Source organism: Pigmentiphaga litoralis, assembly GCF_014651835.1.
Classification (GTDB): domain Bacteria; phylum Pseudomonadota; class Gammaproteobacteria; order Burkholderiales; family Burkholderiaceae_B; genus Pigmentiphaga; species Pigmentiphaga litoralis.
This window is the reverse complement of the sequence record NZ_BMXQ01000002.1, coordinates 314,873-331,326: the sequence shown is the minus strand read 5'-3', so window position 1 is coordinate 331,326 and position 16,454 is coordinate 314,873. Positions and strand designations below refer to the sequence as shown.

Here is a 16,454-nt window from a genome sequence, read left to right as displayed (position 1 = left end):
TCCCCGATTGTACGAAAAGCCTCTTGCAGTGAGACGGCATATCCCTTGAAATGGCCGCTAGCCGGCCCCTGCCGGACTCGAGAAAGGGCTATGTCACGCCACAGCTTATCCCCCCTGTTCGACCCGCATTCGCTGGTCGCGATCAGCGATCGCCCCCTGCCGCTGATGATCACGCTGCCGCCTGCGCTGCGCGCGACCACCACCGAAATCCGGCTCGACGCGCATCAGCGGATCACCCTGCCCTCGCCACTGTGCGGCAGCGCCGACCCCAAGGCGCGGCCGGATCTGGCGGTGATCAAGGTGCCGCGCGCGGCCTTGCGTGGCGTGCTCGAGACGCTGTCCGCCCTGCCCCCGCGCGCGGCCATCGTGATCACGCACGAACCTTCCGATGACGACACGGCGTTCTGCCGCCGCTGGGCGCAGGCGCACGATTGCATGTTGCTGGGTCCGCACAGTTTCGGCCTGCAGCGGCCGCATGCGGGCTTGAACGCCAGTGTGCATCCACGGCTGGCGCGGCTGGGACGCGTGGCGCTGGTCACGCAGTCGCGGTCGATCATGGCGGTGGTGATGGACTGGGCGGACGACAACCGCACGGGCTTTTCGACCGTGGTGTCCTTGGGTGCCGAGGCCATGCTGGACGTGCCGACGGTGCTGGATTTTCTGGTGGCCGATCCGCGCACCGACAGCATTGCGCTGTATCTGGAAGATGTGCAGAACGCGCGCGAGTTCATGAGCGCGGTGCGGGCGGCCTCCAGTGTGAAGCCGGTGGTGGTGTTGAAAGCGGGTCGTGCGGGGCAGGCGCGTACCAGTGTGCGGCCGGGCGCGCCTGCCGACACCGGCACGCCGGACGGCGCGGTGTCGACGATTCCATCCGACGTGGTGTTCGACGCGGCGCTGCGTCGTGCTGGCGCGGTGCGGGTGCGTTACTTCGTGCAGCTGTTTTCGGCGGTCAAGGCCCTGGGCTTTGCCAAGCGGCCGAGTGGCCGGCGGATCGCGCTGTTTGCCAACGGCAGCGGGCCGGCGCAGTTGGCGCTGGACCTGATCGGGCCGGGTGGCGCGGCAGTGTCGCCGGCTGAGTTGTCGGAGATTACGCGTGTGGAGCTGGCGAGCGCGTTGAGTGCGACGTCGTGGGTGGACAACCCGGTCGTCGAATTTTCGCCGCTGACGCCGGAAGCATGCAGCAAGGCCATTCGCAGTCTGGTGGCCGACCCGGGCGTGGACGGCGTGCTGGTGGTGCTGTCGCCCGATCCGGATGCCAATATGGAAGCGGTTGCGCAGGCCTTGACCGAGGTGGCCCCCAAGGCGGCCAAGCCCGTCATTACCTGCTTCATGGGGGACGCGGCCATGCGGCCGCTGCGGCGCGTGCTGGACGATGCCGGGTCCCCCGCGTTTCGCACGCCCGAATCGGCGGTGGACGCCTTCGGCAACCTGGCGACCTATCACTACAACCAGCAGCTGCTGCTGCAGACGCCACCGCCCGAGCCGCCCGGCCAGTCGCCCGACCTGACGGGTGCACGCATCATGATCGAGACGGCGCGGGCCGATGGACGCCTCACGCTGACGACACCCGAAGCCAAGGCCTTGCTGGCGGCCTTTCACATTCCCGTCGTGTCGGTCGTGCTGGCACGTTCGGCAGCCGAAGCAGTGATTGCCGCGCAGCAGACCGGCTTTCCGGTGGCCATCAAGATCGATTCGCCCGACGTGGAGCGCAAGTCGGCGGTGCGCGGGGTGCACCTGGACATACGCAATACGACCGAGCTGGTGACGGCGTATCACCGCATGCTGGCCAACGCGCATGAAGCCGCGCCGACTGCGCGCGTGGCGGGGATCACGGTCGAAGCCATGTCGAGTCCGCCGGGCGCCGTCAAAGTGGCGATCGGGGTGGCGCGTGATCCGCTGTTCGGGCCGGTGATCCGGTTCGGCACGGGCGGCACACGCACCGAAGCCGTCAACGGCAACGGTGTGGAACTGCCGCCGCTGAACGGCTTTCTGGCGCAGCGCCTGATGGAGCGCACCGCCGTCTGGCGGCATACCCTGGCCGGCCAGGCGTCGCCCGAGGCGCTGGATATGCTGGAAGACACCCTGGTGCGGGTATCGGAGATCGTGTGCGCCTTGCCGGACATTGCCACGATCGATATCAATCCGATCATCGTGGATGGGGCCCGCGTCGTGGCGGCCGACGCACGCATTACCTTGATGCCGGGCGTTGCGTTGCCCGAGGGCGCGACCACCTCGGGCGCGACGGAGCTCGGCACCATGGATGCCGGCGCGACGGCCTATGCGCACATGGCGATCCACCCCTACCCCACGCGGCTGGTGCGGCATGCGCAGTTTGCGAATGGCGCGCCGTACACGATCCGGCCGATCCGTCCGGAAGATGCCGTGCCGCTGCAGACCTTCACGCGCGGCCTGTCGGAACACACGCGCTACATGCGCTTCATTTCAACCATGCGGGAATTGTCGCCGCGCATGTTGGCCCGCTATACGCAGGTCGATTACCACCGCGAACTGGCGGTGGTGGCTACCGTGTGGGAGCCGGACCCCGAGCGCCCTGCCCTGTTGCATGAGGTGGTGATTGGGGTCGCGCGCTATCTGCTCAATCCCGATGGGGAAAGCGCGGAGTATGCGCTGGTGATCGGCGACGACTGGCAGCGCAAGGGACTCGGCATCCAGCTGATGACGACGCTGATCGAGGCCGCGCGCAACCAGGGTTTGTCGCGCATTGAAGGGTTCGTGCTGGGCAATAACGGGCCGATGCTGACCTTGATGCGCCGCCTGGGATTCCGGGTGGACGTGGACAAGAACGATCCATCGATGCGGCAGGTGTGGCTGGCGCTGCAGACGGAGGGTGGCGAGCCTCAATCAGGTCGTTGACGGCAGCAACACGTTGCTTGTCGCCATCAACAAGGTGGTGGACCACGTCAACACGCGGCGGGCGGCTCTGACCTGATCGTTGATTACTTCAACGAAAAGTCCACCCGCGTGGTCTTGCCGTCCTTGACGCCGTTGGCGTCGGTGTGCGGCGTGATGATAAAGGCGCGTTCGCTCAGGCCGGCCTCGCGCAGCACCGCCATGACGGACTGCGCGCGGCGCACGGCCAGTTCGCGCAGTTGCGGCGCGCCGACTTCCACCTGGGCTGCCAGCAGGGACTGCATCTCGTCATCAGGCAGCGACTTGGTCAGGCCGATCGCGTTGCGCGGCTTGTCGAACCGGGCGGCTTTGTAGGCAGCTTCCAGATAGGTGGACTCGTCCCCCGGCTGCAGCGTGATCGTGGCGGGGTCGACGTCGTTGCGGCGAGTCACCACGCGCCGCTTCTGATCCAGCATCATCTGTTCGACGCCCACGGTGCGCAGCGCGTCCGTGTCCACGGCGGGGTCGGCACGGCCGCTGATGTCGAGCTTGAGCGCGGGGCGGTCTTTCAATGCCTTGACCAAGGTGTCGATCTTGCTGCGCGCGGTGCTGCTCAACGCCGCGCGGCCCGGTTCGAATTCCACATACGACAATTCCTGGCTGCCGCTGCCACCGAACGCCGATGCGATCAGCGAGAACGGCGACGTAACAGCGCGCACGATCAGATTGCCAAGCGCGCGGAAGACCACGGAGCCAATCGAGAACTGCGGATCGTCCAGCGAGCCCGCCACGGGCAGATCCAGGTTGATTTCACCGCGGCTGTTCTTAAGCAGCGACACGGCCAGCCGCACCGGCAGATTGAGCACGCTCGGTCCATCCACGCGATCGCCAAAGGTCAGCTGATCCAGCAGCACCTTGTTGCTGGCGGTCAGTTTGCCGTCCTCGATCAGGTAGTGGACGTCCATCGACAGCTTGCCGCGTTCGATCGGGTAGCCCGCGTACTTGGCGGCATACGGTGTCAGGCCGGGCAGGTCCACGCCCTTGGCGCTGGCCGTGATGTCGGTGTAGAGCTGCTCGCCAAAGGGTTGCACCTTGCCGCGGATGTCGACGGGCGCGTTGCCATCGACGCGGCCTTTCAGGGTGACGTTGGCGGGCTCGGGGCGGTCGGTGGCCAGCGCGGTGATGCCGCCTTCGATGTCCGTCAGGTTGGCCGTGTAGTTGGGCTTGACGAAGTTGTCGGTGAAGTTGATGTTGCCGCGGCTCAGTTGCAGGCCGCCGACGCGAATGGTGCGTTTGCCCGTGTCCGGCGCGGTGTCCACCGTGGCCTGGGCCTTGCCGTTGCCGCCGCGTTCGCTGGCGGCCTGGGTGATCGACGCATTGCCTTCTTCACCGGGCGTGACCAGCAGTTCGCGCAGGTTGAGCCGGCCGCTTTCACGCAGGATGACGCGGGCAAAGAAGTCCTGCAGCGCGATGTCGCCCAGGTCGGCCGTCAACACGTCGCCCTGCTGTTTGACGTCGAGCTGTTTGAACCCCAGGCGGCGCCAGCGCAGGAAGTCGGCGCGGTTCGCCTTGTCGAGCAACGTCAGGTCGTTGACGTCGGCCGACCCTTTCCAGGCCACCGATTGGGGTGCGCGGCCCGCCGCGGCGGTAAAGTCCAGCCGCCCCTTGGCGCCGACGACCAGGCTGGCGACGGTGGCGTTGATACGCTCGGCAATGTAAGGAGCAAACGCCGTCAGGTTCAGGCGCGTGGCAGTCAGATCGGCATTGACGGCCAGCGGCGATGGCGTGACCTTGCCGGAAGCTTCGAGCTTGCCGCCGCGCTGCAGGCCGCTCGACAGGGTGAAGGCTATCGGGGCGGTGGCGGGCCAGGCAAGCTTGCCGGTGGTCAGGCGCAGGTCGTCCAGGCGGGCGTTGACGCGCGGCGTGACGGATTCGTCGGTGAAGCGGACAGCGGAGTCGGTGACGGCGACGCTGGTAGCGGAGACGGTCCAGGGCGCGGCGGGGGTTGCTGGTGCAGCGGCGTTCGTTTTCGACGCGCGGCCCTTCCCTGGCTTTGGATCCGCTGCGGTTGTCGGCTGACGGGTGGATGCATCAGTTGCGACCGCAACCGTTGTATTCGTCAACGATGCCCAGGATATCGCTCCGCTGCGATCGCGTTGCGCGGCAAGATTGAGCGCGCTCAGGGTGATGGCGCCCAGGTGCGCGCGGCGCGCTTGCAGGTCGCCTTCCAGGCCTTGCAGGGCCAGTTGATCGAATTGCAGCTGCGATTCGGGGTTGGCCAGGGGAGCGGCGCGCAGTTGTTTGATGCTGACGGCGCCGTCGTTCCAGGCCACCTGCATGCCGCTGGAAGCCTGTGAGGCACGGACTTTGGCCTTGACGTCCAGCGTTCCACGATCGATGGCGAGCGCAACGTACGGTTTCCAGAGCGGCGCTAGGGCTGGCAAGGCCAAGCCGGTCAAGGAGGCGTCCAGGTCCGCGCTCAATGGCTGGAGGCGAATGGGGCCAGTCACCTTCACGGCTCCCGCGTCGGCAACCCTGGCGTTGAGCGACAACGTTGCGGGCGCGTTCGACGGGTCAGGAAAATTGAGCGCGCTCACCTTCAAGGCGATCCCGGAGAGCGACGTGCCAAAGTTGTCTTTGGCGTCCTGCCAGCGGACGTTGCCGCCGGTCAGGTCGACTTCCTTGACGGCAACTTGCCAGGCAGCAGGCGCAGCAGTTGGCGCGCGAGGTGCGGTCGGCGCAACAGCGGTTGCCGCCGGCGCATCCGCTGCGGCCGGCAGGGGCTTCGCCGTTGCCGTAGCGCCGGCTGAAGCAGCAGGCACAGAAGGGGTTGCAGCCGCTGTGGCAGCCGCTGTGGCAGCCGGTGCGGCAGCAGATGTGGCAACAGGCTCCGGAACAGGCGCCGAAGATGTTGCCGTCGTCGTCGCAGGCGCCTTCGCCCCCGGCTGCGGCGTCGCTACGCGCACCACATTGACTTCCCCCGCCGCGTTCCGCGTCACATTGACCTGCGGGTCCACGACCTCTACCCGCCCTATCGTCACGCGCCTGGCCAACGGCTCGACCGCCATGTCCTTCACGGCCAGCGTCTTCACCTGCATCAACGCCGCGTCGTCAGGCGTGCTGCGGATGTCGACATCGTTCAAGGCCACATCACCGCTGATACGGAACGTGGGCGCGACATCGGGCGGGGCATCGAACACCATTTGCAGCTGCGCATCCAGCGTGCCTTTGCGCAGGGCCACCGGATAGGGCAAGGGCCACGCGTCGGCAAACGCGTCGAGCGCCAGGCCGTCCAGATGGAAGTCGAGCGACGACGTGCGGGACGCATCGAACGGCCGCGCGCGGCCGCCCAGGTCCAGCGGACTGCCGTTGATGACGGCGGTCAGTCGCGGCAGCACGTCGATCTCCACCGCATAGGGCAAGGTCGACAGGAAGGGCAGGCCGATGTCGAGCGACTGCACGGTGTGCGTGCGGCCGGTCACCTTGTCTTGCAGGGTGATGTCCCCGCCCTGCAAGGACACGTTGTTCAATGAAAACCGGGGGGTGCCGCCGTCACCGGCGGGCCGCGCGGCAAGGCGTTCAAGGATGTCGCTGATGTTGAAGCGCCGCGTATCCTCGCGCACCAGGGCCAGCCGCGGTTCGGTCACGGTGATGCGATCGAGCACGGGCGCAAGCCGGAACACCGACGTGATCGACGCATCCACATCCAGGCCTGCCACGGTCAGCAGCGGCGTGGTGCCATCGGGCTCAAAGACATGCACGCCGCGCGCGCGCAGCACCAGCGTGAAGGGGTTGAACGTGACGGTGTCGATGCGCGCGGGTCGGCCAAGGATGGCGGCGGACTGCGACGCGGCAAGATCCTGCACCAGGATGGGCACGCGCCACGCGGCCAGGCCCGAGAGCAGCAGCCAGCCGGCCACCACGCCACCGCCGATCTTGAGGGACCGCCTGGCCCAGACGGGCAGGTTGCCGAGCCGAGCGCGCACGACCACGTTGCTCAGCGCTGTGCGAGGGCGAGCTGATACAGACGGGTGCTGCGCGCGCCGCTGCGGCAGAAGGCCAGGATCGGGCCCGGCAGCGTCTCGAGTTGCTGCGCGAAGGTGGCGACGTCGCCGGCCTGGAGGTTGGCGCCGTTGACGGGCTGGTGGACGTAGTTCAGGCCGGCGGCGCGGGCGGCTTCGCCGATGGTGTCGGCGGCGGGCTGATCGGCGCCGCCTTCAAAGTCGGGACGGTTGTTGATCACGCTCTTGAAGCCGGCTGCCGCCAGCGCGGCCATGTCTTCGGGGGCAAGTTGCGGCGCCACGGCAAAGTTGTCGGAAAGCGGGGTGAACGAAGGTGCGGACATGACGGATTCCTGAGCTGGGAAGGGTGAGTCAACCATGCTACCCCGGCCGCGCGCCGCCGCCAAACCGCCGCGCGCCGATCCCGCCCGCCAGGCCGCATCGGCCACCCAAAAAAAGAGGGGAGCCTGAGCTCCCCTTCACCCTCCAGCGGATGGCTCCGGTTGGCGGTCCTTTCTCGTTACCTGCTTGACTGCTTCCGGATCCGTGCGTTGCCGCCGATGCGTTGCCGGACTGCGCTGTGAGATGGCGTTGCAAGATTGCGTTGCCGCCAGGCCTTGCAGAACTGCGTTGCCGGATGGCGTTGCCGGATGCGTTGCAGCGATTGCGCTGCGCCGGTGCGTTGCCTCGTGGCGTTGCGGCGGAGCGTTGCGCGGGTGCGTTGCGGTCGATGTCGCCATCGATGCGTTGCCTGCCCTGCGTTGCCTGCCCTGCGTTGCCTGCCCTGCGTTGCCACGATGCGTTGCGCTCGTGCGTTGCCGCCCTGCGTTGCCTTCCTGCCTTGCGATCCTGCGTTGCCCTATGGCATTGCCTTCTTGCGTTGCCTTTCCGCCTTGCCGTCCCGCGTTGCCCGTTTGCGGTGTGCTGCGGCGTTGCCCCGATCCGGGCCACCCTTTTTGAAATCTGTTAGCGACTGAAACCTGTCAGCGACGTGCCTCGGCCTTGCCCCGGATGTCGAGTTCGACCCGCCGATTGGGCGCCAGGCACGCGATCAATGCGGTGCGATTGCTGTCCGTGCACTGGACGACCGGGTCCCGCGAGCCCCGGCCCTCCGACGTGACCACGTTGCCCGGCACGCCGGCACGGACCAGGTAGCTCACCACCGTGGCGGCCCGCTCACGCGACAGGGTGTCGTTGATCACAGCGTCGCCGATGCGGTCGGCATGTCCGATCACGTGCACCCTTTCCACATCGACAGCGCGGATGTCGCGGCTGAGCTCATCGAGCCGGCGGCGCCCCGCCGAAGAGATGCTGTCGATGTCGGACTTGCCGAAGTCGAACAGCGCATCGGCGGCCAACGTCACGCGGCGCGGCGCCGGTGGGGGCGGTGCGACGGGCGCCACCACCGGTGCCGGCGAAGGCGCTGGCGCGGGTGCGACCACCGGGCGCGGGAACACCATGTCGGCGCATTCACGTTTGTCCCACGCGCCGGTCACGGTGCGCATGTTCTCGCCGTACTTGATCTGGTATTGGCAGACCAGGTAGTCGTTTCCCTTGCCCGTGCGGAAGTTGAAGATGTAGTCCCACTGCCGCACGTTGAAGACGCCTTCGCTGAAGTGCGGCGCACCGACGAGGTCGTACACCTGCGCCTTGGTCAGGCCGGGGATCATCTTGCGCAGGTTTTCGATATTGGCGAAGGTGCCCTCCTTCAGGGTCGCGCTGGCCTTGTCCGGAAACTGCGAGGCGCCGGCATCGGCATTCGCGACGACGGGGCGAGACGCCGCGCTGCCCTTGAACGTCGCGCAGCCGTTCAGCACCAGCAGCGTCAGCAGGGATGCCGCAACCAGTGCGCCCTTGCGTGAGTGGGACATGGAAATCTCCGAGGATGGCGGGTGCCGGTTCAGGGTGGGGTGACGCATCAGAATTGGTACCCGGCGCCGACCACCGCACCGAGCTTGCCCTGCGAGTTCACGTTGCCCGCGAACTTGTAGACCCAGCGGCCGTTGTCGGTAATCGTCGACACGCCGATCGCCACCGCGGACTGGCCAAGGTAGTTGCTGACCGCCGCAGATGCCATGCTCTTGCCGGGCTGGTAGGCCGATGGCAAGCCCGCCACGGCCATTGCCGACGCGGCACCCGCATACGAATTGCGTTCGTACTTGCGCAGGTCGCCGCGCAGGTTGTTCAGGTCGTCGCCAAACCCCGAGGTTGCATCGCGCAATTGCTGCACGTTGACCGCGTCGGTGCCCTGGGTGCCGGCCCGCACGTTGGTGATCTGGCGATCCCCGGTCGCGCCGCCGCCCACCGACACCGAGTTGTCACGATTGGCCACTGACGACGTGCCGATCGCCACGCTGTTGGTCGCGGCCGAGGCCACTTGCGTCCCATTGCCCAGCGCCATGCTGCCCGAGGCTTGCGCTTGCGCGTTGTTGCCCACCGCAACGGCATTGGCGCCCGAGGCCACCGCGGCCTGGCCGAACGACGAGGCGTTCGCACCCGATGCGACGGCGCCCTGCCCCAGCGACGCGGTGTTGGTGCCCGATGCCACCGCGCCGTTGCCGACGGCCGTGGCATTGCTGCCCGACGCGTTGGCCGCGTTGCCCAGTGCCGTGGCCTGTGCTCCGGCCGACAGCGCGCCGGCACCGCCAGACACCGAGTCCACGCCCGTCGCTGCGGGCTTGGCCCGTGCCAGCGAGTTCTCGACCTGGAACATGCCGTCCTTGCCTGCGATCACATTGGTGACGTCGCCCGAGATCGCCTTGACCTGGCGCAGATTGGCCGCATCGGTATCGGCCACGCCGTCTGCCACGTTGGTGATCTGGCGCTCGGCCCCCACGGCGCCAACCGACACGCTGTTGGATCGGTCCGCCACCGAACCGCTGCCCAGCGCCACGCTGTTGCTGGCCGTGGCCTTGGCATCGGCCCCCACCGCAGTCGATTGCGCGCCGCTTGCGGTGGCGTCGGAGCCCACCGCTACGGCGGCCGTGCCCGTGGCGGCCGCGGCATTGCCAGTCGCCACCGCGTTATCGGCCGCGGCGTTGGCTGCCTTGCCGGTGGCGACGCTGTTTGCGCCCGCCGCAACGGCTTGCGGACCGGCTGCCGTGCTGTCGATGCCGGTGGCCTGCGCACCGGCCAGGGTCGAATTCGCGCGGAAGTAAGGCGAACCGCTGCCGGTGTTGATGTTCTGGATGCTGTTGTACAGGCTGGTGTTGCTAAGGATGTTGCTGGTGTCCTGCGTCCACCCCCACAGCTGCGAGCCGTTCACGGCATCGGTGCTGTCTGCCGTTTCCGCGCCGCGAGACAGGTTGGCGATGCGGGTCGATCCACCACCCGCATTGAGCGTCAGCACGGTCTTGGTCGCATCATCGTATTTGACGGCCAGTTGATCGAGCTGCGTGACCTGCGAGCCCACGGCGCGCAACTGCGCAATGTTGGCGGCATCGGTATCGATGCTGCCGGCGGCCACGTTGGTCAGCTTGCGTTCGGCGCCTGCCGAACCGATCGACACTTCACCGGCCGAGTTCTGCGGCGTGGCCAGGGCCACCGCCGTGTAGCCGGTCTGTGCACCCACCGATGTGGTGGAGCCTGCGCCCAGCGCAACGCTATTGGCCTGCGTGGCATTGGCGTTCGTGCCCAGCGCGACCGAGTTCGCGACCGATGCCGTGGCAGCACCGCCTGCCGCCACGCTGTCGGCGCCGGTGGCGGCCGCACCGGCCAGGGCGGTGTTGGCACGGAAGTAACGGGTGCCTTGCAGGTCGATCGTGTTGATCGTGTCGCCCAGGGTCGTGACCGTATTGGTGACCGTGGTCACGTTCTGGTTGGTGACGTTCAATTGCGCGCCATTGACCGCGTCGGTACTGGTGGCGGTCAATGCGCCGGCCGCCACGTTGCTGACGCGGGTGGATGCGCCGCCTGCGTTCAGCGTCAGCTGGCTCCTGCCGGGATCGTCATACTTCACGGCCAATGCATCAAGGTCGCCCAGTTGCGAGCTCACCGCACGCAATTGTGCGACGTTGGTGCCATCGGTATCGGCGCTGCCCGCGGCCACATTGGTCAGCTTGCGTTCGGCGCCGGCTGCGCCGACCGACACTTCACCGGCCGAGCTTTGCGGCGTGGCCAGGGCAAAGCCGGCGTAGTTGGTCTGTGCGCCGACGGTGGTGCCAGAACCGGCACCCAGCGCCACGCTGTTCGCCTGGGTGGCGTTGGCGCCCGTGCCAAGGGCGACCGAGTTGGTGGCCGAGGCGGCCGATGCGCCGCCCGCGGCCACGCTGTCGATGCCCGTCGCTGACGCACCGGCCAGGGTCGAATTGGCGCGGAAGAAGCGCGTGCCCTGCAGGTCGATCGTGTTGACGGTGTCCCCCAGGGTCGTGACCGTATTGGTGACGGTGGTCACGTTCTGGTTGGTGGCGTTCAATTGCGCGCCATTGACCGCGTCGGTGCTGGTCGGCGTCAGTGCACCGGCCGCGACGTTGGTCACGCGGGTGGACGTGCCGCCCGGGTTCAGCGTCAGCTGGCCCTTGGTCGCGTCGTCATACTTCACGGCCAGGCCATCCAGGTCGCCGATCTGCGAGCTCACCGCGCGCAACTGCGCAACGTTCGTAGCATCCGTGTCCAGGCTGCCCGCGGCCACATTGGTCAGCTTGCGTTCGGCGCCTGCCGAACCCACCGAGACTTCACCGGCCGACGTTTGCGGCGCGGTCAGGGCAAAGCCCGTGTAGCCCGCCTGCGCGCCGGTCGTGGTGGTCGCGCCCGCACCCAAGGCAACGCTGTTGGCCAGCGAGGCGTTCGCGCCCGTGCCCAGGGCCAGGGCGTTGGCGGCCGATGCCACGGCATTGCCGCCTGCGGCGACGGCATCGATACCGCTCGCATCCGACGCGGCCAGCGTCGAATTCGCACGGAAGTAGCGCGTGCCCGCGTTGTTGATCGTCGTGACCGCGTTGTCGAGGTTGGTCACGGCCGTGTTGGTTGCATTCAGCTGCGAGCCATTCACCGCATCGGTGCTGGTCGCCGTGACGGCGCCGGCCTTCAGGTTGGTCAAGGTGGTGCCGCCCACGCCCGCCAGCGTGGCCGTGCCCTTGGTCACGTCGTCGTATCGGATCGCATTGGCATCGCCAGCGGTGACCTGCGTTTCCAGTGCGCGCAACTGACGCAGGTTGACGGCGTCGGTGTCGACGGTGCCGCCCGCCACGTTGGTGATCTGGCGTTCGGCGCCTGCGCTGCCGACCGACACCACGCCTTGCACGGGCACGGCCAGTCCGCTGTAGGCTTCGACCCCGGTACCCACCCGGTCCGCCACGGACTGGAAGCCGATGGCGACGCCGCCGGCCACGTTGGACGTGGCTTCGGCGCCGATGATGGTCTGGCCGTTCGCGGTGCCGAGCGTGTTGTCGCCGATCACCACCGAATGGCCCTTGCGTGCCGCGTAATTGGTGTTGGGCACGCCGAGCATGTTGGGGTCGGTAAAGATGTCGTTGGCGTTTTCGTTTGGCAGCAGGTGGCGTGCGTTGGTGCCGATCACGACTTCCTGCGACCCGTTGGCCGACGCGCCATCACCGATCAGGACCTGGTTGTTCTGCGCGGCGGGCACGTCCCAGCAAGTCGCGCCGGCAATGCCGAGCACGTTCAGGCAGTTGTTGCCTTGTACGTACGACGGTGGCGTGGTGCCGGGCAGCAGCAGGCCGTTGTTGTAGGTCAGTCCGGAATTGATGTTGGTGATGTAGTTGCCTGACGTGACGCCGCCGAGCAGGGTCAGGTTTTGCTGCGGCAGGCTGCCGCCCGTTGTGCCCGCCAGGGTGCCCGTGACGGGGGCCAGGTCCAGGACCGGCAGGCCCAGCACGTTGACGACGCTGAAGCGCGCATTGATGTTTTCGCGGTTGACGGCAAGCGCGCCCGAACGCAGAAAGGTTTCCTGCTGGCCGAACGCGGCCAGTGTCAGCGGGGCCAGGCCCTGGCCGACGCCGCCGGTCACGCCAGCGGTGCCGATGACCAGGCCCGACGGGGGCGCGGGGTTCAGCGACGGGGCGATCGAGCCCGACACGACCGGCGTGGGCGCGATCATGGGCGACACGATGTTGCCGACGATGGGCAGGCCGGCCAGCGGCGTGGTGATGCCACCCAGTGCATTGGTGACTGGCGCGGCGATCACGCCGACGCCGTTGGTGATGGGGGCCAGCGGCGTGGTGACCGGGGCAAGCGCCGTCGTGACGGGCTCCAGCGCGCCGGTCACGGCATCCAGCACCGGCGCGGTGGCCGTGGCGACAGGCGCCGTGACCGGAATCAGGGCCGACGTCACGGGCGCCAGCGCGTCGGTAACGGGAGTCAGCGGCGAGCTGGGTGTGCCAGCCAGCGGCGGCACCAGGGTGGCAACCGGCGCCACGACGGTGTCCAGCGTATCGGTGACCAGGCTGATGGACGGCGTGCCGCTGCTGCTCGGATTCACGACTCGCGACACGGGCGCGATCGCGGCGTTGACCAGGGTGGGCAGGCCCGAGGCGGGGTCCGACCCGCCGCCACTTTGCGTGACGACGGTGGACAGCAGCTTGGGCACGGCGGTGCTGAGCGTCGCCAGGGGCTCGGACACGACCGGCGCGGCGGCGCCACCCACGATGGGACCGGTCACGGCGGCCACGGCCGTCTGCGCGGTCTGCGCCGTTTGCGCGATCGGTGCAGTGCGCGCCGCCGTCGTGGTCACGGCAGTGCGGACAGGCTGGGCAACCTTGGCAACGACCACGGGAACAGCGGTGGCCGAGGCGCTTGCCAGGGGTGTGGTCACGGCGGCTACGGGGGCTTTGAGCGTCTGCGCGACGTTCTGCAAGGCGGGCAGGCCCGACGATCCCCCGGTCAGCGGCGCCGTCACGGTGGTAACGACCGCAGGGACCTGCGACATCGATGGCGAGGCCATCGGCGTATCCATCAACGGGGAGTTCAACACGGGGACCACGCCGTTCATGGCGGATACGGTGGCGGACTGAAGGACGGCAGGCGCGGCGCTGAGGGCCTGCACGGTCTGGCCGACCTGAGTCGCCTGGCTCACCTGGTTCAGCGCGGCGGTCATGCTGCCGACCAGCGGCGCCGCGGTCAGCCGGCCGTTCAACAGGTCCGGCGTGTCGTGCATGCCCGCAGCGAACGACGGGGCAGCGACCAGCGAGGCACCCAGCAACACGGCGGCGCTTGCGCCCACCCGCGCACCGCCGCTCTTGCCCCTGGCCCGTGCGTTTTCAGCCACGGCAACCCACGTACGCAGGGTGTCACTCCAAACGGTGCGATAGATCTTGTTCACTTTCAATCCCCCGAGAAACCCATCGGCCGGTCCGCACGCGCGGTTCGGCAGCCACGATCCTGTGAATCCATCTGCCGCACGTGCGCTGCAAAAACGCCGGTCATGCGAGCCGATGGCTTGTGGGCTCTACTTTTGCAAAAGGTGTGCCATCGGGTGACACAAGGACACAAGGCATCGATCAACGAAGGGATCAGGTCTTGCCACCGCTGCGCAAGTCATTGAAATCATTGCGTTTATGGTTGAGCTGGCGCGCTCTGGACGCCGGATGGCCGGTGCGTGCAGGGAGCCAATCCGGGCCCGGGATTACCCTTGTTTCGGGCGGGACGTTACGTATCAGCCGATACGACGTTACGTAACGTCATCGCAACCTTGCGACTATCCGGCCTCGTTGACGCATTGGCTTTTCATATGGATCCATATGAATTTTTCGATAACGCATATGGGTCGGCCACTGATAGATTGCGGTCAGGTACCTGCTATCTGTGTGCCCTGCGTTGAGTCGAGCCGGTTGTGTGCGCTAGTGAACCGGCCATCCACGAGACATTCCAGATCCCTTCTGCCTCTCGAGACCTGTCATGCACCTTCTCTCTTCGCCAGCGCGCCGCGCCGTCCTCGCCCTTGTCTGTGGCGCTGCCCTGCTGACCACCCATGCCGCGCATGCCGCCGACGCCTGGCCCAGCCGGAACATCCGCCTTGTCGTGCCCTATGCGCCCGGCAACGCGGGCGACGTGACCTTTCGCCTGATCCAGGCCGACCTGGAAAAGCGCCTGGGCGCGCGCTTCTACATCGACAACAAGAGCGGGGCATCTGGCAACATCGGCGCCGAAGACGTGGCGCGCGCGGCGCCCGATGGCTACACCCTGCTGCTGGGCGCGACCAACAACTTCGTCATGAACCAGTACCTGACGAAGGGGCTGCGCTATGACCCGCTGAAAGACCTGGTGGCCATCACCAAGGTCAACCTGGCGCCGTCGGTGGTTGTGGTGAACACCTCGCTGCCGGTGAATTCGCTCAGTGAACTGACGGCATACGCGAAGGCGAATCCCGGCAAGCTCAACTTCGGCACGCCCGGCAATGGCACGCCGCCGCACCTGACCGGCGTGCTGTATGCGCAGATGACCCAGAGCGAGATGGTCCACGTGCCCTTCCGGGGCGCGCCCCCCGCGGTGCAGGCGCTGCTGGCCAACGACGTCCAGATCTTTTTTGCCAGCGCCGGCATCAGCACGGTCGCCGGCCATCTGGCGGCGGGCAAGCTCAAGGCCCTGGCCGTGGCCGACACGCAGCGCCTGGCCGCGCTGCCCAACGTGCCCACCACCGCGGAACAAGGCCTGCCCGAACTGCGCACCGGCAACTGGTGGGGCCTGGCCGCCCCCGTCGGCACTGATCCGGCGATCCTGGAAAAGATCGCGGCGGCCGTTAAAGCGTCGGTCGCTTCGCCCGAGATCGTGGCGAAGTTCAACGAGTTGGGCCTGAGCGGTGTCGGCAACACGCCCGCGGAATTCGCCGCGCAGAACGCACGTGAAGCCGCGGTCTGGCAGTCGACGATCACGAAGGCGAACATCCAGGTGGAATGAGGCCGTCCGGGCCTGCGTCATCAGGCATCGCCGGGAGTCGGGGATAATGGAAATGTTGCAGCGCAGCGCTGCCCACGCCAGGATGCCCCGCCGATGACGTATTCCCTTGCGATCTTCGACTTCGACGGCACGCTTGCCGACTCCTTCGATTTCTTTGTGAGCGTGGTGAACCGCCTGGCGGCGCACCATGGCTTTCGTCCGATCGACACCGCGCATCTCGACAAGGTGCGTGGCTATGACATCAAGACGCTGCTGCGGCAAGTGGACCTGCCCCTGTGGAAACTGCCGCAGGTCGGCAACCACTACAAGCGGCTCATGACTGACAACATCCAGACGATCCGCCTGTTCGACGGCATCGGGCCGCTGCTGCGCCAGTTGGCGGACAGCGGCATCGTGCTGGCCGTGGTCAGTTCCAATTCGCAGGAAAACGTACGGCAGGTACTCGGACCGGAGTTGTCCGCCCTGATCCGCCACTACGAATGCGGCGCGGCCTTGCTCGGCAAACGCACGCATCTGCGGCGGGTGCTGCTGCACAGTGGCATTCCGGCCAATCGGGCCATCTACATTGGCGACGAAACGCGAGACCGCGAAGCCGCGCGATCCGAGTTGATCGACTTTGGCGCGGTCGCCTGGGGCTACGCCACGCCCGCGGCGCTGGAAACATCGGGCCCCACCTGCATGTTCGAGACGCCTGCCACGATCGCGTCGGCACTGCTGCCGGACAGCCAGTCGGCGGCCTGACGGCGCACA

The 16,454-nt window shown here is 67.4% G+C and carries 7 protein-coding genes; 3 read left to right on the top strand and 4 right to left on the bottom strand.

Annotated elements, in window-relative coordinates; genetic code table 11:
* Nucleotides 1-90: 90 nt before the first annotated feature.
* On the top strand, nt 91-2,874 hold the full coding sequence (locus IE116_RS19975) for a bifunctional acetate--CoA ligase family protein/GNAT family N-acetyltransferase (RefSeq protein ID WP_189615013.1): 2,784 nt from the start codon (nt 91-93) through the stop codon (nt 2,872-2,874).
* 83 nt (nt 2,875-2,957) lie between these two features.
* Here the strand turns inward: IE116_RS19975 and IE116_RS19970 are convergent, their stop codons facing one another.
* The 4 genes from IE116_RS19970 to IE116_RS19955 all read right to left on the bottom strand — a co-directional run bounded on the left by IE116_RS19970 (nt 2,958) and on the right by IE116_RS19955 (nt 14,130).
* Nucleotides 2,958-6,836, bottom strand: a complete 3,879-nt coding sequence (locus IE116_RS19970; RefSeq protein ID WP_189615012.1) for a DUF748 domain-containing protein — start codon at nt 6,834-6,836, stop codon at nt 2,958-2,960.
* Between the two features lie 11 nt (nt 6,837-6,847).
* Nucleotides 6,848-7,195 (bottom strand): protein tyrosine phosphatase family protein, encoded by a 348-nt coding sequence (locus tag IE116_RS19965; RefSeq protein ID WP_189615011.1) that lies wholly within the window; start codon nt 7,193-7,195, stop codon nt 6,848-6,850.
* A 639-nt stretch (nt 7,196-7,834) separates the two neighbouring features.
* On the bottom strand, nt 7,835-8,722 hold the full coding sequence (locus IE116_RS19960) for an OmpA family protein (protein WP_189615010.1): 888 nt from the start codon (nt 8,720-8,722) through the stop codon (nt 7,835-7,837).
* 47 nt (nt 8,723-8,769) lie between these two features.
* The gene (locus IE116_RS19955) at nt 8,770-14,130 is read right to left on the bottom strand and encodes an ESPR-type extended signal peptide-containing protein (RefSeq protein WP_189615009.1); all 5,361 of its coding nucleotides are present in this window, start codon (nt 14,128-14,130) and stop codon (nt 8,770-8,772) included.
* Nucleotides 14,131-14,705: 575 nt separating this feature from the next.
* On the opposite strand from IE116_RS19955, the gene IE116_RS19950 reads away from it, so the two are divergent.
* The gene (locus IE116_RS19950; RefSeq protein WP_189615008.1) at nt 14,706-15,704 is read left to right on the top strand and encodes a Bug family tripartite tricarboxylate transporter substrate binding protein; all 999 of its coding nucleotides are present in this window, start codon (nt 14,706-14,708) and stop codon (nt 15,702-15,704) included.
* 93 nt (nt 15,705-15,797) lie between these two features.
* Nucleotides 15,798-16,445 carry an HAD hydrolase-like protein gene (locus IE116_RS19945; RefSeq protein WP_189615007.1) on the top strand — a complete coding sequence of 216 codons (648 nt, stop codon included), beginning with the start codon at nt 15,798-15,800 and terminating at the stop codon, nt 16,443-16,445.
* Nucleotides 16,446-16,454: the final 9 nt, after the last annotated feature.

Bases quoted from the DNA above. Each gene is read 5' to 3' on its own strand.
- IE116_RS19975 (WP_189615013.1), top strand. From the start codon at position 91: ATGTCACGCCACAGCTTATCCCCCCTGTTCGACCCGCATTCGCTGGTC.
- IE116_RS19965 (WP_189615011.1), bottom strand. From the start codon at position 7,195: ATGTCCGCACCTTCGTTCACCCCGCTTTCCGACAACTTTGCCGTGGCG.
- IE116_RS19960 (WP_189615010.1), bottom strand. From the start codon at position 8,722: ATGTCCCACTCACGCAAGGGCGCACTGGTTGCGGCATCCCTGCTGACG.
- IE116_RS19950 (WP_189615008.1), top strand. From the start codon at position 14,706: ATGCACCTTCTCTCTTCGCCAGCGCGCCGCGCCGTCCTCGCCCTTGTC.
- IE116_RS19945 (WP_189615007.1), top strand. From the start codon at position 15,798: ATGACGTATTCCCTTGCGATCTTCGACTTCGACGGCACGCTTGCCGAC.